Origin of the sequence: Halalkalicoccus sp. CGA53 (assembly GCF_036429475.1) — an archaeon.
Taxonomy (GTDB): domain Archaea; phylum Halobacteriota; class Halobacteria; order Halobacteriales; family Halalkalicoccaceae; genus Natronorarus; species Natronorarus salvus.
In genome coordinates, this window is sequence record NZ_CP144125.1 from 2,987,164 (window position 1) to 3,003,224 (window position 16,061).

The 16,061-nt window shown below is 68.5% G+C and carries 19 protein-coding genes and 2 pseudogenes; 14 read left to right on the forward strand and 7 right to left on the reverse strand.

Annotation, left to right across the window (positions count from 1 at the left end; genetic code table 11):
* Nucleotides 1–40: 40 nt before the first annotated feature.
* Nucleotides 41–1,261: a Zn-dependent hydrolase gene (locus V2L32_RS17185; RefSeq protein ID WP_331233762.1), complete on the reverse strand. Its 1,221-nt coding sequence runs from the start codon at nt 1,259–1,261 to the stop codon at nt 41–43.
* A 77-nt stretch (nt 1,262–1,338) separates the two neighbouring features.
* Here V2L32_RS17185 and hmgA point away from each other — a divergent pair, with 77 nt between their 5' ends.
* A complete protein-coding gene (gene hmgA, locus V2L32_RS17190; protein ID WP_331233764.1) occupies nt 1,339–2,556 on the forward strand; it encodes a hydroxymethylglutaryl-CoA reductase (NADPH) in 1,218 nt (405 codons plus the stop codon).
* 139 nt (nt 2,557–2,695) lie between these two features.
* Here the strand turns inward: hmgA and V2L32_RS17195 are convergent, their stop codons facing one another.
* A complete protein-coding gene (locus tag V2L32_RS17195) occupies nt 2,696–3,019 on the reverse strand; it encodes a HalOD1 output domain-containing protein (protein ID WP_331233765.1) in 324 nt (107 codons plus the stop codon).
* 315 nt (nt 3,020–3,334) lie between these two features.
* Nucleotides 3,335–3,850, reverse strand: a complete 516-nt coding sequence (locus V2L32_RS17200; RefSeq protein WP_331233766.1) for a DUF5817 domain-containing protein — start codon at nt 3,848–3,850, stop codon at nt 3,335–3,337.
* Between the two features lie 77 nt (nt 3,851–3,927).
* On the opposite strand from V2L32_RS17200, the gene V2L32_RS17205 reads away from it, so the two are divergent.
* From V2L32_RS17205 to V2L32_RS17225, 5 genes and pseudogenes are all read left to right on the forward strand, one after another.
* The gene (locus tag V2L32_RS17205; RefSeq protein ID WP_331233768.1) at nt 3,928–4,263 is read left to right on the forward strand and encodes a cupin domain-containing protein; all 336 of its coding nucleotides are present in this window, start codon (nt 3,928–3,930) and stop codon (nt 4,261–4,263) included.
* A 110-nt stretch (nt 4,264–4,373) separates the two neighbouring features.
* A pseudogene (locus tag V2L32_RS17210) lies at nt 4,374–5,386 on the forward strand (thiamine pyrophosphate-dependent dehydrogenase E1 component subunit alpha).
* Nucleotides 5,386–6,432, forward strand: a complete 1,047-nt coding sequence (locus V2L32_RS17215; protein WP_331233769.1) for an alpha-ketoacid dehydrogenase subunit beta — start codon at nt 5,386–5,388, stop codon at nt 6,430–6,432. The pseudogene V2L32_RS17210 and the gene V2L32_RS17215 overlap by 1 nt, the downstream one beginning before the upstream one ends.
* Nucleotides 6,432–6,674, forward strand: a complete 243-nt coding sequence (locus V2L32_RS17220) for a lipoyl domain-containing protein (RefSeq protein ID WP_331233770.1) — start codon at nt 6,432–6,434, stop codon at nt 6,672–6,674. The genes V2L32_RS17215 and V2L32_RS17220 overlap by 1 nt, the downstream gene beginning before the upstream one ends.
* A 114-nt stretch (nt 6,675–6,788) precedes the next feature.
* Nucleotides 6,789–7,541, forward strand: a complete 753-nt coding sequence (locus V2L32_RS17225) for an SIMPL domain-containing protein (protein ID WP_331233771.1) — start codon at nt 6,789–6,791, stop codon at nt 7,539–7,541.
* Between the two features lie 120 nt (nt 7,542–7,661).
* Here the strand turns inward: V2L32_RS17225 and icd are convergent, their stop codons facing one another.
* Complete coding sequence (gene icd, locus V2L32_RS17230) at nt 7,662–8,921, reverse strand: isocitrate dehydrogenase (NADP(+)) (RefSeq protein ID WP_331233772.1); 1,260 nt, start codon at nt 8,919–8,921, stop codon at nt 7,662–7,664.
* Nucleotides 8,922–9,066: 145 nt separating this feature from the next.
* On the opposite strand from icd, the gene V2L32_RS17235 reads away from it, so the two are divergent.
* Together V2L32_RS17235 and map are read left to right on the forward strand one after the other, a co-directional pair.
* On the forward strand, nt 9,067–9,939 hold the full coding sequence (locus V2L32_RS17235; protein ID WP_331233773.1) for an isoaspartyl peptidase/L-asparaginase: 873 nt from the start codon (nt 9,067–9,069) through the stop codon (nt 9,937–9,939).
* Nucleotides 9,940–9,999: 60 nt separating this feature from the next.
* The gene (gene map, locus V2L32_RS17240) at nt 10,000–10,890 is read left to right on the forward strand and encodes a type II methionyl aminopeptidase (protein ID WP_331233774.1); all 891 of its coding nucleotides are present in this window, start codon (nt 10,000–10,002) and stop codon (nt 10,888–10,890) included.
* A gap of 30 nt (nt 10,891–10,920) precedes the next feature.
* Here map and V2L32_RS17245 read toward each other — a convergent pair whose 3' ends face one another.
* Complete coding sequence (locus tag V2L32_RS17245) at nt 10,921–11,118, reverse strand: DUF7835 family putative zinc beta-ribbon protein (RefSeq protein ID WP_331233775.1); 198 nt, start codon at nt 11,116–11,118, stop codon at nt 10,921–10,923.
* A 188-nt stretch (nt 11,119–11,306) separates the two neighbouring features.
* Here V2L32_RS17245 and V2L32_RS17250 point away from each other — a divergent pair, with 188 nt between their 5' ends.
* Nucleotides 11,307–11,846 (forward strand): HIT family protein, encoded by a 540-nt coding sequence (locus V2L32_RS17250; RefSeq protein ID WP_331233776.1) that lies wholly within the window; start codon nt 11,307–11,309, stop codon nt 11,844–11,846.
* A 99-nt stretch (nt 11,847–11,945) separates the two neighbouring features.
* Nucleotides 11,946–12,284: a helix-turn-helix transcriptional regulator gene (locus tag V2L32_RS17255; protein ID WP_331233777.1), complete on the forward strand. Its 339-nt coding sequence runs from the start codon at nt 11,946–11,948 to the stop codon at nt 12,282–12,284.
* A gap of 44 nt (nt 12,285–12,328) precedes the next feature.
* Here V2L32_RS17255 and V2L32_RS17260 read toward each other — a convergent pair whose 3' ends face one another.
* Complete coding sequence (locus V2L32_RS17260) at nt 12,329–13,585, reverse strand: tRNA (N(6)-L-threonylcarbamoyladenosine(37)-C(2))-methylthiotransferase (RefSeq protein WP_331233778.1); 1,257 nt, start codon at nt 13,583–13,585, stop codon at nt 12,329–12,331.
* Nucleotides 13,586–13,670: 85 nt separating this feature from the next.
* Here V2L32_RS17260 and V2L32_RS17265 point away from each other — a divergent pair, with 85 nt between their 5' ends.
* From V2L32_RS17265 to V2L32_RS17270, 3 genes and pseudogenes are all read left to right on the forward strand, one after another.
* Nucleotides 13,671–13,892, forward strand: coding sequence for a hypothetical protein (locus tag V2L32_RS17265; protein ID WP_331233780.1), 222 nt, complete (start codon nt 13,671–13,673; stop codon nt 13,890–13,892).
* A gap of 101 nt (nt 13,893–13,993) precedes the next feature.
* Nucleotides 13,994–14,203 (forward strand): annotated as a pseudogene (locus tag V2L32_RS21165) (outer membrane protein assembly factor BamB family protein); the annotation flags it as partial.
* A 50-nt stretch (nt 14,204–14,253) separates the two neighbouring features.
* On the forward strand, nt 14,254–14,430 hold the full coding sequence (locus V2L32_RS17270; RefSeq protein WP_331233781.1) for a hypothetical protein: 177 nt from the start codon (nt 14,254–14,256) through the stop codon (nt 14,428–14,430).
* Between the two features lie 11 nt (nt 14,431–14,441).
* On the opposite strand, the gene deoC is transcribed toward V2L32_RS17270, so the two are convergent.
* Nucleotides 14,442–15,077 (reverse strand): deoxyribose-phosphate aldolase, encoded by a 636-nt coding sequence (gene deoC / locus V2L32_RS17275; protein WP_331233782.1) that lies wholly within the window; start codon nt 15,075–15,077, stop codon nt 14,442–14,444.
* A gap of 89 nt (nt 15,078–15,166) precedes the next feature.
* On the opposite strand from deoC, the gene V2L32_RS17280 reads away from it, so the two are divergent.
* Nucleotides 15,167–15,973 carry a DUF63 family protein gene (locus V2L32_RS17280; RefSeq protein ID WP_331233783.1) on the forward strand — a complete coding sequence of 269 codons (807 nt, stop codon included), beginning with the start codon at nt 15,167–15,169 and terminating at the stop codon, nt 15,971–15,973.
* Nucleotides 15,974–16,061 lie beyond the last annotated feature (88 nt).

The following is a 16,061-nucleotide window of genomic DNA, read 5'->3' on the forward strand; positions in this document are numbered from 1 at the left end:
GGTGGGCGAGGCCGACCGGAATAAGCGTACGGAAACCGGCTCACTCCGTCGCGAGGTCGTACGTCGCGCCCGCGAAGACCCGCGCGCCGGCGACGGCGTCCTCCCAGGGCGTGAACTCCCGCTCGTTGTGCGTGATCCCCTCCGCGCTCGGGACGAACACCATCCCCGACTCCGCCACCGGGGCGAGCGAGACGGCGTCGTGACCCGCCCCGCTCGGAAGGTGCTCCACGGCGACGTCACGGCTCTCCGCGGCCGCGGCGAGCGCGTTCCGAACGACCGGGGAGAACGTCACACGGTCGGATCGCCACCGTTCATCTAGATCGAACGTCGTCCCGTGGCGATCACAGGCAGCCGCGAGCTCCCGCTCCACGCGCTCGATCGCCCGATCGACGACGGTGTCCGAATCGGCACGGACGTCGACCGTGAACGTCGCCCGCGCGGGGATCACGTTGATCGAATCGGGTTCGACCGAGATCCGACCCACCGTCGCGACCGCCTCCGGCGAGAGCCTCCCGGGGAGCTCCCCGATCGCGTCGATCGCGTCCACCGCCGCCGCGAGCGCGTCCTTCCGGGCGTGCATCGGCGTCGGCCCCGCGTGGTTCGCCTCGCCCTCGATCGTGACCCGGAGCCACGCCATCCCGAACACCCCCTCGACGATCCCGACCGACACACCCCGCTCTTCCAGTCGCGGTCCCTGTTCGACGTGGAGTTCGAGACACGCCGCGGGGTCGATCTCGCCGGGTTCGCCCCGGTACCCGATCTCGGAGAGCGCCTCGCCGAGTGAGGTACCGGTGTCGTCGGTGAGCGAGAGCGCCTCGGAGAGCGATGTCCGTCCGGCGAAGACCGCGCTGCCGAGCATCGCCTGCTCGAAGCGCGAGCCCTCCTCGTTCGTCCAGTCGACGAGTTCGACCGGTCGATCCGTCTCGACGCCTCCGTCCTCGAACGCCCGGAGCGTCTCGAGCGCCGCGAGGACGCCGAGCTGTCCGTCGAAGCGCCCGCCCTTCGGCTGCGAGTCGAGGTGCGAGCCGATCAGCACGGGGTCGGCGTCGGGGTCGAGTCCCTCGCGGCGGGCGAAGACGTTCCCGATCCCGTCGACCCGCACGTCGAGGCCGATGGCCTCCGCGTCGGAGACGAGCGCGTCGCGTGCCTCGCGGTCCGCCTCGGTACAGGTGAGCCTGTCCAGTCCGCCGTTCTCGGTCGCGCCGATCTCCGCGTAGCGGTCGAAGCTCTCGCAGAATCGCTCGGGGTCGATCTCGATCATGACGGCGAGACGGGCGAGGGGACGAAGAACGCTCGCCTCTCGGAACCCCTTTGACGGCCGCGGTCGCAGGTGGGGCCATGACCGATCCCGACGCCGAGGAACTCGCAGAGCGCGTGCGCGAGGGCGAGCTTCGTCTCCACGAACTCGAGGAGCACGCCGATCACGAGACGGCCGCGACCGCCCGGAGACGGTATCTGGAGAGTGAAACGGGCGTCTCGCTCGAGACGACCGGGGCGTACGCCTTCCCGGCCGAACGTGCCGACCCGAACGTCGAGAACATGATCGGGGGGACGCAGATCCCGACCGGCGTCGTCGGCCCGCTCCCGGTCGAGGGGAGTTCGGCCTCCGGAGACTACCACCTGCCACTCGCGACGACGGAGGGCGCGCTCGTCGCCTCGGTGAACCGGGGTGCGTCGGTGCTTCGGAGTGCCGGGGGCGTGACGACGCGCGTGTTGAAGTCGGGGATGACCCGGGCGCCGGTCTTCCGGGTCTCGGGCGTCGCGGAGGCCGCGACCGTCGTCGAGTGGGTCGGCGAGAACGAGGAGCGACTCGCCGAGCGCGCGGAGGAAACGACGAGCCACGGCGAACTGCTGGGGATCGAGCCCTACGTCGTCGGGGACAACGTCTTCCTGCGATTTCTCTTCGACACGAAGGACGCGATGGGGATGAACATGGTGACGATCGCGACCGAGACGGCCTGTTACCTGGTCGAGGAGGAGACGCCCGCCTCGCTCGTCGCGCTCTCGGGCAACCTCTGTACGGACAAGAAACCCGCCGCGATCAACGCGATCCAGGGCAGGGGTCGGACGGTCGCCGCGGACGCGCTGATCCCCCGCGAGACGGTCGTCGAGCGGTTGCACGCCGCGCCCGAGGCGATCGCCGAGGCGAACACCCGGAAGAACCTGATCGGGAGCGCGAAGGCCGGGAGCCTGGGGTTCAACGCCCACGCCGCGAACGTCGTCGCCGCGGCCTTCCTCGCCACGGGTCAGGACGGGGCGCAGGTGGTCGAGGGCGCGAACGCGATCACGACCGCCGAGGCACGCACGGAGGGGCTCTACGTGAGCGTCACGTTCGCGAGTCTGGAGGTCGGAACCGTCGGCGGCGGGACGAAACTCCCCACCCAGGCCGAGGCGCTCTCGCTGCTCGGGCTTCGCGGCGGTGGCGACCCGCCGGGATCGAACGCCGACGCGCTCGCCGAGGTGATCGCGGCCGGCGCGCTCTGTGGCGAACTCTCGCTTCTGGGCGCGCTCGCCTCGCGACACCTCTCGAGCGCACACGCCGAACTCGGTCGGTGAGCCTCGAGGGGGCTGTCGTCCCGGCCCGACGATCGCCAGCCCCCGGTCACCGGTTGGTTTCATACGGGCTGCTCTCCGTCCGTCCCCTTCTGACAGAGCGGCGGATACCGGTCCGAGCGGTACACAGGTACAGCAGTCCCTAACTGGGGTCGAGCGGACCGATCAGTATCTCGCCGTCGGCGTCGACCCGGACCAGATAGCCCCCGTACGGGAACTCGACGTGTCCACGCATCCCCTCCCTGTGTCCGCCGATCGGCTGGAACAGGCCGTCGAGGCACTCCGGGTCGATCACCTCGTAGAGCGGCATCTCCGCCATGGACCGTTCGGTGACCGACTCCACCGCGAGGATCACCGTCGTGCTCAGCGCCGTGGGTCCGTCGAACTCGTGACGCACCCGGTAGACGTCGCCGTCCGGATCGACCCGGATCACCTCCGGTCCGCCCTCCGTGTCAGCCACCACCATGGTTGGGCGAGTATCGAGGGTCCTCGCTCTTGAATATTTCGACCGAGAAGAAGTTAATCAGTTAGATGGGATACAGAAACCAACAGTGGATCGGGACGAAACGTTTTACTTTCACCCTGCCCGTGGCTCGGGGTTATTGTTCCAGACGTGAATCGGACGAACGGTATCCACCGGGTGAGCACCCGCGGATACCACCACCATGGCACGGAGACGAGACGGCCCCACGCGTCGAAAAGAGCGGACGCTCCTGCGCCTGCGGATCGTACAGACGGCGCTCGCGGCGCTCGCGACCGCGCTCGCGATCTGGCAGGCGATCTAGAGCACCCGGTAGCGCCCGCGGTGTTCGGTGAGCGTCCCCGACCGAACGAGTTTTTCGAGCAGGGGTTCGGCCGTCGAACGGTCGAGACCTCGCTCCCCCGCGACCGACAGGATCCGTTCTTCGCTCGGCTCCTCGAGGTCCGAGACGACCTCGAGGAGGAGCGTCTTCCGGTCGGTCGATCCCCTGAAGGGGCGCTCCGCTGCCGCGGCCGCCTCCTCCGGATCGATCCCCGCGGCCTCGAGGAGGCTCTCGTCGTCGATCACCGGTTCGCCCGCCCTCCCGTCGGTCTCTGCGAACGAGCCGACCGACGCGAACGCCTCTCCCTCCCCGCTCCGTTCCGCGAGCATCGCCGCACGGACGTCCCGGGCGTGGTCGGCATCGTCGGTCTCGACGAACGACCGGAGCCGCTTTCGGGGGGTGCGTTTCTCACAGCGCGGGCAGGTGGCCGTCTCCGCCCGCCCCTCGAGGATCCAGAGCGCCGAGCACCGGGAGCAGCCGACGACAGCGTACATACGGGCGGTTGGAGGTCGACCACCGTGAACCCTGCGGCCACGCATAGCGTTATTCCCCCCGTGCTCGTAGGCCGGCCATGGAGCGCGTCCCACTGACCGAGACGACCGAAGCGGGAGCGGGTATCAACCTCGCACAACTCGCGGCGGGCGAACTGATGAGCGTCCAGTACTTCCGGATCGATCCCGGTGCGGAGGTCCCGCTGCACGACCACCCACACGAGCAGGCGGGGTTCGTCTACAGGGGCGAGCTGACGTTCCTCGACGGCGAGGGCGAGGAGACCGTCGTCGTCGCGGGCGACTCCTACACGATCCCCGGCGAGGAGGCCCACGCGGCCGAGAACCGCGGCGACGGTCCCGTCGAGGGCGTCGACATCTTCAGCCCGCCACGGGAGAACCCGCCCTGGCGGGACTGAGAGCAGCAACAGCCGGGAACGGACGATCGTCACCGGGAAAACAGTTAACCAGCCCGTCGTCGCAGCGGTATCGGGGAGAGTGTATGCCAAGCGTTAGCGAACTACACGAGATGTGCGAGCACGCGGTGACGGCGCGTCGGTACGAAGAACGCCTCCAGGAGGAGTACCTCGAGGGAAAACAGCCAGCCTTCGACATCTCCGCCGGGCCGATCCCGGGCGAGTTACACCTCGCGGCCGGCCACGAGGCCGCCGCCGTGGGCGTCTGCCAGCATCTCCGCGCGGACGACGTCGTGACCGCGCCACACCGACCGCACCACGTCGCGATCGCGAAGGGTGTCGACCTGCGACGGATGACCGCCGAGATCTTCGGCCGCCGAACGGGGCTGTCGAAGGGAAAGAGCGGACACATGCACCTCTACGATCCCGGGGTGAACTTCGCGAGCAGCGGCATCATTGCCCAGGGCTGTCCGCCCGCGGTCGGTGCCGCGCTCGGGGCGAAGAAACGGAACACCGACGACGTCGCCGTGGTGTACCTCGGCGAGGGAGCGATCAGCCAGGGGGCGTTCCTCGAGTCGCTCAACCTCGCGGGGCTGCACGACCTGCCGGTCGTCTTCGTCGTCGAGGACAACGACTGGGCGATCAGCATGCCCAAGGGGCGCGTGACCGACGTCGACGACGGCTCCCTGCGGGCCGACGGCTTCGCGGTGCGCGGCGAGCGCGTCGACGTCGACGATGCCGTCGCCGTCTACGAGGCCGCCGGCGAGGCGATGGGACGGGCGCGAAACGGCAACGGCCCGACGCTCCTCGAGGTGCAGGTCCACCGACGGATGGGCCACTTCATGGGTGACCCCGAGAGCTACCGGCCCAGGGAGGACGTCGAGCGGGCGGAGGCGCTCGACTCGATAGAGCGACTGGAAGAGCGCCTCCGGGCACACGGCGTCGAGGACGACGAGATCGATGGGATCCGCGAGCGTGCCCACGACCGCGTCGAAGACGCGATCGAGTGGGCGAAAGACCAGCCCAGCCCGACCCGGAGGAGGCCTACGAGGACGTCTTCACACAGCAGCCGGAGGGATGGCCGGAACGCCCCGAGATGGCCGCGACCGACGGGGGTGAGGAGTGATGGCGCAGGTCGAGGCACCCGGTCCGGAGACGACCGATCGGGAGCTGACGATGAGCCGGGCGATGGTCGAGGCGATCCGCTCGGAGATGGAAGAGAGCGAGGAGGTGTTCGTGATGGGCGAGGACGTCGCGGACTACGGCGGCATCTTCGACTCGACCGAGGGGCTGCTCGAGGAGTTCGGCCAGGACCGGGTGATGGACGTCCCGATCTCCGAGACGGGGTTCATCGGCGCCGCGGTCGGCGCAGCCATGCAGGGGATGCGCCCGATTGCCGAACTGATGTTCGTCGACTTCTTCGGCGTCTGTATGGACCAGATCTACAACAACATGGCGAAGACCGCGTACATGAGCGGCGGATCGGTCTCGGTGCCGATGGTGCTCACGACGGCCGTCGGCGGGACGTACAACGACGCCGCCCAGCACTCAGGGACGCTCTACGGCACGTTCGCCCACCTGCCGGGGATGAAGGTCGTCGTCCCCTCGACCGCCTACGACGCGAAGGGGCTGATGCACGCGGCGATCCGCGACGACGACCCCGTCGTCTACATGTTCCACAAGCGGCTGATGGGACTGGGGTGGATGCCCGCGCCCGAGGGGCCGAAGACCCCGGTCCCCGAGGAGCCCTACGAGATCCCCTTCGGTGAGGCCGACGTCAAGCGCGAGGGCGAGGACGTCACCGTCGTCACCCAGGGACTGCACGTCCACCGGGCGCTCGAGGCGGCCGAAGAGCTCTCCGACGAAGTCGACGTCGAGGTGATAGACCTCCGGACGCTCGTCCCGCTGGATACGGAGACGGTCCTCGACTCGGTCCGCAAGACCGGCCGGCTCGTGGCCGTCGACGAGGACTACCGCTCGTTCGGCGTCACGGGCGAACTCCTCGCTCGGGCCGCAGAGGGCGCGCTCGACGACCTGGAGGCGGTCGAGCGCGTCGCGACCCCGGACGTACCGATCCCGTACGCACGACCGCTGGAAGAGGAGGTACAGCCCGGCGTGGAGGACGTCGTGGAGGCGGTCCGGGCGGTCCGGGCGGTCCGGGCGGTCCGGTGATGGTCGCGGTCGACGCCGGCACGATCTGGCCCGAGGACGCCGCGGACGTCGAGGAGGGGATCGTCGCCACGTGGTTCGTCCGCGACGGGTCGACCGTCGAGGAGGGCGATACGCTCTGTGAGGTCCAGATCGAGAAGGTGAGCGTCGACGTGGTCGCGCCCGTCGGTGGGGTCGTAGAGAGGGAAGTCGGGGAGAACGAGCCGTTCGACCGGGAACGGACGCTCGCGCGTATCGAACCCTGAGATCGATCGCCCGCTTCGACGGGATCGGCGTCCGACCGGGCGGCCGCCGGGATGAGTAAAACGACTCTTTGAGTTATCAGGAAATATATATTTATTCGTCCCGAACGACCCGGCATGCGACGACGAACCTTCCTGACCGCGACCTGTACCGCCACTGCGCTCGCGCTGGCCGGCTGCCTCTCTGCGGACGACGCCGACGGACGGGATCCGCTCACGGCCGCCGGTGTCGAAGTCGACGTGGACGGATCGGAGGCGACGGCGACGATCCAGGTCGCCGGTACCGGCGAGGCGGAGGCCGACCCGGACGTCGCCGTGCTGTCGGTCAGCGTCGAGGAGAGCGGCGACGACGCGGAGTCGGTGCGGAGCGGTCTGGCCGAGCGGACGACCGAACTCCGGGACGCGCTGATCGGCGCAGGTGTGGACGACGACGGTATCACGACGGGACGATACGACATTCGCGAGCGACGACGGGCACCCGGGTTCGAGGGTGTGCACACCTATCGAGCCGAGGTGGACGACGTCGATTCGGTCGGCGAGGTGATCGACGCCGCCGTCGAGGGCGGCGCGGACGGCGTCGGCCGGGTGACGTTCACACTGAGCAACGACCGGCGCGAGGCGGTAAGAGCAGAGGCATTGGAGGAGGCTATCGGATCCGCTCGCTCGGAAGCGGAGGTGATAGCGAGCGCGAAGGGCGTCGACCTGGTCGGGGTCGTCGCCGTCTCCACGACGGGTACGGATCTCCGTCCACATCGGGGGACGGTCGTCGAGACCGACGACGTCGCGGACGAGGCGGCCGCACCCACCGAGATCGACGAGGGTGCGGTCTCGGTCTCCGCACGAGTCGAGGTCGTCTACGCGATCGACTGAGGAGAGGCGCACGGGATCGTTTCGACGTCTCGCGTCGAGAGTGTGAGGGACCGAAACGCGTTCGCCGAGAGCGTCTCGATGCCGTCAGATCCGCCGGGATCTGATCGCTCGATCCGGTGGCTACGCCAGCGTCTCGATGTTGGCGACGACCGCCTCGGCGAACTCGCTGGTCGCGACCTTCTCGCCGCCGTCGATCTGCCGGTGGAGGTCGTAGGTGACCGTCCCCTCGGAGATGGTCGCCTCGACCGCGTCGCGGACGAGCTGTCCGGCCTCCTCCCAACCGAGGTACTCGAGCATGAGCCGGCCCGAGAGGATCATCGCCGTCGGGTTCACCTTGTCCTGACCCGCGTACTTCGGCGCGGAGCCGTGGACGGGCTCGGCGAGGCACCTGAGCTCGCCGAAGTTCGCGCCCGGTGCGATCCCCAGCCCGCCGATCTGTGCGCCGGCGGAGTCCGAGAGGTAGTCGCCGTTGAGGTTCGGCATCGCGAGCACGTCGTACTCGTCGGTGCGGGTGAGCAGCTGCTGGAGCATGTTGTCGGCGATCCGGTCGTTGACGACGACCACGCCATCGGGAACGTCGCCGTCGCGCTCCTCCCAGAGGGTGTCCTCGGTGATCACCTCGTCGCCGTACTCCTCCTCTGCGACCTCGTAGCCCCAGTCGCGGAACTGCGCCTCGGTGAACTTCATGATGTTACCCTTGTGTACCAGGGTGACCGACTCGCGGTCCTGTTCGAGCGCGTAGTCGATGGCGCGTCGGACGAGGCGCTTGGTCCCGAACTCGGTGATCGGCTTCAGGCCGAGGCCCACGGGCCCGTCGTGGATCGTGCCCTCGTAGCCCATCTCCTCCTCGACGAACCGTCGCACCTTTTCGACCTCCTCGGTGCCGGCCTCCCACTCGATACCGGCGTAGACGTCCTCGGTGTTCTCCCGGAAGGAGACCATGTCCATCTGTTCGGGGTTCTTCACGGGGGAGGGGACGCCGTCGATATAGTAGGTGGGTCGGACGTTCGCGTAGAGGTCGAGTTCCTTCCGGAGCGCGACGTTCAGCGATCGGAAGCCCGATCCGACGGGCGTCGTGAGCGGACCCTTGATCGCGACGCGGTACTCCCTGATCGCCTCGACGGTTTCGTCGGGTAAGTGTACGTCCTCGCCGTAGCGTTCTCTGGCGTGCTCTCCGGCGTACACCCGCATCCAGGAGATGTCGTGGCCGGTGGCGTCGGCGGCCGCCTCCAGTACCGTCTGGGCGGCGGGGGCGACGTCGACGCCGATGCCGTCGCCGTAGATGATCGGTACGATCGGCGTCTCCGGAACCGAGAGCGACTCGCCCTCGACGGTGATCGCCTCGCCCTCCTCGGGAACCTCGATCTGCTCGTAGCTCATTTCGTTTTACCGGTCGTCCATCCCGAGCATAAGGCCTCTCATTTCCGATTCGTCGGCAATCGAAGGACACCGGTCGCCTGTCGGGTTTCGGCGTCCGGCTCGCCGCTTCGCACACCGTTATACGCCCCCGAGCGACAGGGCGGATATGCAGGTGATAGTCCACGGCGGAGCCGGCGGCGTCCCAGAGGAGCCAGAGTCGCGACAGGCGGTCCTCGACGACGCGGCGTCGGCCGGCGCGGCTCGGGAGAGACCGGTTGAGGCGGTCTGTGACGCCGTCGCGGTGCTCGAGTCCTCGCCCCGGTTCAACGCAGGTACGGGAGGCGCGGTCCAGAGCGACGGGACCGTGCGAACGGATGCGGGGATCATGGCGGAGGACCGCTCCGTGGGCGCGGCCTGCTCGATGGAGGGCGTCGAGAACGCCGTAGCCGTCGCCCGGGCGGTCATGGAGGGGACGCCGCACGTCCTGCTCGCGGGAGACCGGGCCGTCGAGTTCGCCGCCGACTACGGTATCGAGACGGGCGTCGACTGCCTGACCGAGGAGACGAGAGCCCGATGGGAGGAGCTCGACCCGCCGGAAGGCGGTCCGAGCGAGCAGCTCGCGTGGGTCACAGAGCGCTTCGGGGGGACGACCGCCGATCCCGCATCGGATCACGACACGGTCGGGGCGGTCGCGAGCGACGGCGAGCGTGTCGCGGCGGCCACTTCGACGGGCGGCCGATGGCTCGCACTGGCGGGGAGGGTCGGCGACGTCCCGCAGGTCGGCTCGGGGTTCTACGCCACGCCCGCGGGCGGGGCGAGCGCGACCGGCGCGGGCGAGGACATCGCGCGCGTGACGCTCTCGCGGCTGGCGGTCGACGGGCTCGAGGCGGGCGATACCCCTGAAACGGCGGCGGAGACCGCGATCGAGGAGTTCGAGTCGCTCACCGGCTCCACGGCCGGGATCATCGTCTGCGATGGGGAAGAAGTCGGCAGCGCGTACAACAGCGACGGGATGCAGATCGCCGTCGCGAACCGGTAGTGAGTGAGTCCCACGGGGACGAGACGCAACGGCTTTGGGTCGGTCGTCGGTAGGGAACCCATGAGCGACGTGGACCTCGACGGCGAACAGTACGAGAAACACCGGGAGGCGGGCGAGATCCTCGCGCAGGTCCGCGAGGAGACGGCGGATCGAGTCGAGGTGGGCGAGAGCCACCTCGGGGTCGCGGAGTACGCCGAGGACCGGATCAGGGAGCTCGGTGGAAAGCCGGCGTTCCCGGTGAACATCTCGGTCGACGAGGAGGCAGCCCACGCCACGCCGGGGCCCGACGACGAGAGCACGTTCGGCGAGGAGATGATCAACCTCGACATCGGAGTCCACATCGACGGCTGGCTCGCGGACACCGCGATCACGGTCGACCTCTCGGGCAACGACGACCTGGTGACGGCGAGCGAGGAGGCGCTCTCCGCGGCGATCGACCGGGTAGAAGCCGGCGCGGACACCGGCGAGATCGGCGCGGCGATCGAGGAGACGATCACAGGCTACGGCTACAACCCGGTCGTGAATCTCTCGGGCCACGGTCTCGGCCACTGGGAACAGCACACGACGCCGAGTATCCCGAACAGAGCGGTCACACAGGGCGTCTCGATCGAGGTGGGTCAGGTGATCGCGATCGAGCCGTTCGCGACCGACGGCAGCGGCAAGGTCGGCGAGGGCACCGACGAGGAGATCTACTCGCTCGAACGCGAGGGCTCGGTCAGGAACCGGCAGGCGCGGGCGGTGCTCTCACAGATCACCGAGGAGTTCCGAACCCTGCCGTTCGCGACCCGCTGGCTCGACGAGCCACGCGCGGAGATGGCGCTCAGACGCCTCAAGAGCCAGGGGCTCGTCCACGGCTACCCCGTCCTGAAGGAGGAGGAAGGCCGCCTCGTCAGTCAGAAAGAACACACCGTCATCGTCACCGAGGACGGCTGTGAAGTGACGACGCGGTAGGCGCGGCGAACGCCGTCGCTCCCGGGAGGCTCACGCGTTGTTCATCCGCTGACTCCGGCGTTCGCCACAGCGGAGACAGCGGGTGATCCGGTAGGGCTCCCGGGAGTAGCGTGCGTTCTCGGCCTTGGTGCTCTCCGTTCTGAGCTCCAGCGAGACCTCGTGGTCGGTCTCCGCCTCGCACGCCGGACACCGCTCGGTCATCGTTTGTCGGGGTGGTCTGGTGGCCATACCGAGTATATATGTGATACAAAAACATAAATTAATCGTATATTTAATCGGCGTCCCTCCCGGCACCGGGACCGGGTCGCCTAATGAGGTCGATTGTAGTCTCTCACCGGTGATCGCCGACCCGTACTGGCGATCACCGGTAATCGGTTGAAACCGTCCTTATAAGTCGTCGCTCGCGTACTGCGGGCATGGAGCAGGTGTTCGCCCCGTGGCGGATCGAGTGGATCGAACGCGAGGAGCAGAACCCGGGGATCGAGGAGTGTGTCTTCTGCGAGCTCCCGGGACGGGGGGCCGATCGCGAGAGTCGGATCGTCGCGCGGAGCGAGCACTCGTTCGTCCTGCTGAACAACGCCCCCTACAACCCCGGGCACGTGATGGTGATCCCGTACCGCCACACAGGGGAGTACACCGACCTGGGAGAGGAGGAGCTGCTCGATCACGCACGGCTGACACAGCGGACGATCGAGGCGTTCGACAGGGCGTTCGCCCCCGACGGCGTGAACACCGGCTGTAACCTCGGTCGGAGCGCGGGCGGGTCGATCCGGGACCACCTCCACACCCACGTCGTTCCGCGCTGGGAGGGGGATACGAACTTCATGCCGGTCATCGGTGAGACGAAGGTGATCGTCGAGGGGCTCTCCGAGACCTACGACCGACTCCACGAGGCGTTCGCCGCGGCCGACGGCGCGACGGTCACCGACCGCGACCGAGCCGTTCGGTTCGGGTGAATCACCTACGCTATCCGAGATAGCAGAGCGTTCAAATACCATCGGTACAGTGGAGTTAGATGCACCGTGGTCGCCACGGTACAAAGACAGTGGGATGTCATGATAGGATGGTTACGGACGATCCTCGCCCGGGATCACCGGGCGAGCGGACGCACTGACCGGCGGCCGACGACGGAGACGGCCGACGAAGCGATGCTGATCACCGACGACGAGATCGTCGTCCAGCTGCTGCTCGACAACGACGGCGTGATGTGGCAGTCCTCGATCGTCGAGGAGACCGACTGGTCGAAGGCGAAGGTGAGCCGGCTGCTCACCGGTCTGGACGACGACGGGCGGGTACGAAAACTCCCCCGTGGACGGCGCAACGTCATCTGCCACGAGTCCGTCGAGATGCCCGCAGAGCGGGCTGGCGGCCAGAACCTCAGACAGCGGAGCTGAGGTCGGCTCACGGTCTCGCGGTGTCGACGCCAGCGACGCGACGCTCAGCGCTCGCTCGGGATCCCGAAGGCGTACATCGGCTCCGCGCTCGTCACCTCGACGGTGAGGAACTCACCGGGTTCGACGCCGTACTCGGACGCCTCCCGGACGATCACCTGCCGGTACGCCGAATCCCGACACTTCACCGAGTCCCCGGTACCCGGTTCGACCGCGAGCACCTCCCGGACCTGCCCGACGAGCCCCTCGTAGACCTCGGCGACGATCTCGCGCTTGAGCGCGCTCATCTCCCGCGAGCGCTCTTTCTTCACCGTCCCGCCGAGTCCCTTCATCGCCGCAGCGTCGGTTCCCGGCCGCTTCGAGAAGCGGGTGACGTTGATCTTCTCTGGTCGGACCTCACGTAGGAGGTCCATGCTCGCTTCGTGGTCCGCCTCGCCCTCGCTCGGAAAGCCGACGATGAAGTCCGTCGAGAGCGTCCAGTCTCTCACCCGAACATCGAACGTCTCGACCACCTCGCGAAACTCCCGGACCCGGTGCTGGCGGCGCATGTCCCCGAGAACCGCGTTCGACCCGCTCTGGACCGGGATGTGCAGGAAGTCGTAGAGCTTCTCCTCGCGTGCGAACACCTCGGCGAGCTCCTCGCGGATACCGTGAACACCCTTCGGGTTCGCCATCCCCACTCGAACCCGGAACTCGCCGTCGATCGCACAGATCTCCTCCAACAGCGTGTGCAGCTTCCGCTCGCCCGTGTCCCAGCCGTAGACGCCCGTGTCCTGACCGGTCACGCGGATCTCGCGCGCCCCGGCGTGGACGAGCGCGCGCGCCTTCTCGACGTTCTCCTCGATCGGGGGCGAGTCGATCTTCCCGGTCGCTCGCTTCGTGATGCAGTACGAACAGTCGGACATACAGCCACGGGCGATCGGGAGGATACCGATCACGCCGTCGAGTACCGGTTCGGTATCGGGCGTCGTCGTCGGACACTCCCCACCGAGCACCGCCTGCGGCACCGCGTCCCAGTGGAGCACCTCGGCGTCGATCCCGGCGTTCGCGAACGCCTCGCCCTGCGCGAGCGCCATACAGCCGGTGACGATCAGGTCGGCGCTTTCGTCCTCTAGCTCGCCCGCCCGGCGGAGCATGTTCGTCTCCGTCTTCTCGACGACCGTGCAGGTGTTCAGGATCGAGACGTCGGCCTCCTCGGGGCTCGGTACGGGATACGACCCGGCGTCGCGAAGCCGCCGCTCGATCTCGCGGCTCTCACCCCGGTTGGCCGTACAGCCGTACGTCTCGATGTGGTACCGCGCCATTCGTGGGGGAGTCCGGTTCCCGCGAGCAAAAGGCCGACGGTCTCACGGGGAAAGAGCTATTATCGGGTATCGAACAGCTCGAGTGATGCACTCCAGACGAGACGTCCTCCTCGCGCTCGGCGCGGTCGCCGGATTCGGCTGTCTTTCGGGTTCGGAGCCCGGCGAGGGGGCCGAGACGAACGGGACGCCGGTCTCACGCGACGAGCGACCCGACCCCTCTCGACACGTCTCCGGGAGCGACGGCCGGTGGTCCTCGGTCGGATCAACGACGGGATCGCGGTCTGGATGGCCTACGCTGCGGTCGTGACGACCGAGGCCGGGAGGGTCTACGGCGTCTTCGAGCACTCGCTTCCCGCGAGAACCGAAGCCGCGCCGACCGTCGGGAGGGAGTACGTCTACGCCGGCGTGATGGCCGGCCACGTCCACGCGATCGATCCGAGCGGCACCGGCGACGGCTTCGCGGTCTGGTCGGCCTCAGTCGGTGGATTCGGCAGCCGCGACGGCCTCGCCTACGACCGCGAGCGCGTCTACGTCGCCGCCGGACCGGATCTCGTGACGCTCGACGCCGAGTCGGGAACCGAGAGCTGGTCGACCTCGCTCGGCGAGTCGGCGATAACCGCCCCGCTGGTGCCGGCGACACCGTCTTCGTCGGCGGCGAGTCACTGTTCGTGTTCGACCGAACGGGAGGGACCGGCATCGGCCCGCTCCGCTTCGGTACGGAACGGTTCTCCGAGACCTACGGCGAGAGCGTCGGTCGCGGTCCGATACTCGACGACGGCATCCTCTACACCTCCGCGTTCACCGACGGGAGCACGCAGTTGCTACTCGCTTGCGAGGCGGCCTGACCGCCGAACGCTCACTCGGGTGCCCCCTCGAGGATCGCCACCCCGGACGACGCGCCGATCCGCTCGGCTCCCGCTTCGATCATCGCCAGCGCGTCCTCGTAGCTCCCGATCCCGCCGCTCGCTTTGACGGGTAAGTACTCCGCGAGCAGCGAGACCGCCTCGACCGTCGCTCCGCCGGAGGCGAACCCTGTCGAGGTCTTCAACATCGCCGCATCCGCCTCGACGACGGCCTCGGCAGCCCGCCGGATCTCGTCCTCACGCAACTCGCTCGTCTCGACGATCACCTTCACGGGGATCGGCACCGCCGCGACGAGTTCGGCGAGCCCCTCGCTCACCCGGTCGTCCGCGCCCGCGAGGAGCAACCCACGGTTGAGCACCACGTCGAGTTCGTCCGCGCCGTCGCGCCAGGCCTCGACGCCCTCGACTCGCTTGGCCTCCGCGCCGTTCTGCCCGTGAGGAAAGCCGATCACCGTCGCGATCGTCACCTCGGTGGCGTACTCGGCCGCCTCGGCGACGTAACACGGCGGGACGCAGGCGTTCATCCCGTACTCCGCTGCCTCGTCCAGTACCGAGTGAACGTCGTCGGGAGTCGTCTCGGGGCCGAGGACGGTGTGGTCGATCATCGGCGCCAGCGTCTCGCGATCCATGGACTCCGGAGGCGAGGGCGTGAGAAAAATCCACGGGGTGGACCGTGGACATCGGAACGCTCATTGCGTGCGGGCGACCCGCCTACGCCATGGTGCTGCCAGAGGGCTTCGCCCTACCGCCGCCCGCCTACCTCCTGCCGCTCGCGCTCGCGACGGTCCTCGTCTGCGGGCTGCTCTTCACGCGTCGTCCGACCGTCGGGGAGGCTACGGTGGTGGCGTTCGCGCCGTGGATGGCCGCCGGCGCCGGCCTCCACGTCCTCTACGTCACCGACCTCGCACCTCCGGTCTTCTCACCCCTCCTCGGCACGCCCGCGGTCTACGTCAGTACGTTCGCTCTCGCCGGTGCGATCTGGCTCGTGGCGAGCGAAATCTTCTCGGATCGGGAACGGACCGATCGAGTGCTGGGAGCGACGGGTCTGCTCGCGGCGCTCGCCGCCGTGAGCACGGTGCTCGGGGCGGGCCTCGGAGGCCTCGACCCGTTCTGGCCGGCGGTCGCCGCCATCGGGTCGGTCGCGCTCACCGCGGCGACCTGGGTCGCCGTCCGGCGCGGGCTCCCCATGGTCGCGGAGACGACCGGACTCGTCGGCCTCCTGGTGGTGTTCGGCCACGTCCTCGACGGCGTCTCGACGGCGGTCGGGGTCGACCTGCTGGGTGCCGGCGAGCGATCACCGATCCCGCTCGCGATCATGGAGTTCGCGGAGGGGCTCGCGCCCGCCCTCGGCGGTGGCTGGCTGTTCGTCCTCGTGAAACTCGCGCTCGCCGTCGGCCTCACCTGGCTGTTCGTCGATTACGTCGAGGAGGCTCCGGCCGAGGGCTACCTCCTCCTCGGGCTCGTCGCCGCGGTCGGCCTCGGTCCGGGCGTCCACAACCTGCTGCTGTTCACGCTCGGCTGGTAAGGTATCACGACCTGGATGGATCCGTCGTCGACCCGTGAGCGCGGTGGCGTCCCTCGATCGTGGAGAACCTCGTCGTGCGACGACCGGT

Bases quoted from the DNA above. Each gene is read 5' to 3' on its own strand.
- V2L32_RS17255 (WP_331233777.1), top strand. From the start codon at position 11,946: ATGATAGGATGGTTACGGACGATCCTCGCCCGGGATCACCGGGCGAGC.
- V2L32_RS17205 (WP_331233768.1), top strand. From the start codon at position 3,928: ATGGAGCGCGTCCCACTGACCGAGACGACCGAAGCGGGAGCGGGTATC.
- V2L32_RS17195 (WP_331233765.1), bottom strand. From the start codon at position 3,019: ATGGTGGTGGCTGACACGGAGGGCGGACCGGAGGTGATCCGGGTCGAT.
- V2L32_RS17220 (WP_331233770.1), top strand. From the start codon at position 6,432: ATGGTCGCGGTCGACGCCGGCACGATCTGGCCCGAGGACGCCGCGGAC.
- icd (WP_331233772.1), bottom strand. From the start codon at position 8,921: ATGAGCTACGAGCAGATCGAGGTTCCCGAGGAGGGCGAGGCGATCACC.
- V2L32_RS17245 (WP_331233775.1), bottom strand. From the start codon at position 11,118: ATGGCCACCAGACCACCCCGACAAACGATGACCGAGCGGTGTCCGGCG.
- V2L32_RS17200 (WP_331233766.1), bottom strand. From the start codon at position 3,850: ATGTACGCTGTCGTCGGCTGCTCCCGGTGCTCGGCGCTCTGGATCCTC.
- V2L32_RS17265 (WP_331233780.1), top strand. From the start codon at position 13,671: ATGCACTCCAGACGAGACGTCCTCCTCGCGCTCGGCGCGGTCGCCGGA.
- V2L32_RS17235 (WP_331233773.1), top strand. From the start codon at position 9,067: ATGCAGGTGATAGTCCACGGCGGAGCCGGCGGCGTCCCAGAGGAGCCA.
- V2L32_RS17225 (WP_331233771.1), top strand. From the start codon at position 6,789: ATGCGACGACGAACCTTCCTGACCGCGACCTGTACCGCCACTGCGCTC.
- V2L32_RS17185 (WP_331233762.1), bottom strand. From the start codon at position 1,261: ATGATCGAGATCGACCCCGAGCGATTCTGCGAGAGCTTCGACCGCTAC.
- V2L32_RS17260 (WP_331233778.1), bottom strand. From the start codon at position 13,585: ATGGCGCGGTACCACATCGAGACGTACGGCTGTACGGCCAACCGGGGT.
- deoC (WP_331233782.1), bottom strand. From the start codon at position 15,077: ATGGATCGCGAGACGCTGGCGCCGATGATCGACCACACCGTCCTCGGC.
- hmgA (WP_331233764.1), top strand. From the start codon at position 1,339: ATGACCGATCCCGACGCCGAGGAACTCGCAGAGCGCGTGCGCGAGGGC.
- V2L32_RS17280 (WP_331233783.1), top strand. From the start codon at position 15,167: ATGGTGCTGCCAGAGGGCTTCGCCCTACCGCCGCCCGCCTACCTCCTG.
- V2L32_RS17215 (WP_331233769.1), top strand. From the start codon at position 5,386: ATGGCGCAGGTCGAGGCACCCGGTCCGGAGACGACCGATCGGGAGCTG.
- V2L32_RS17250 (WP_331233776.1), top strand. From the start codon at position 11,307: ATGGAGCAGGTGTTCGCCCCGTGGCGGATCGAGTGGATCGAACGCGAG.
- map (WP_331233774.1), top strand. From the start codon at position 10,000: ATGAGCGACGTGGACCTCGACGGCGAACAGTACGAGAAACACCGGGAG.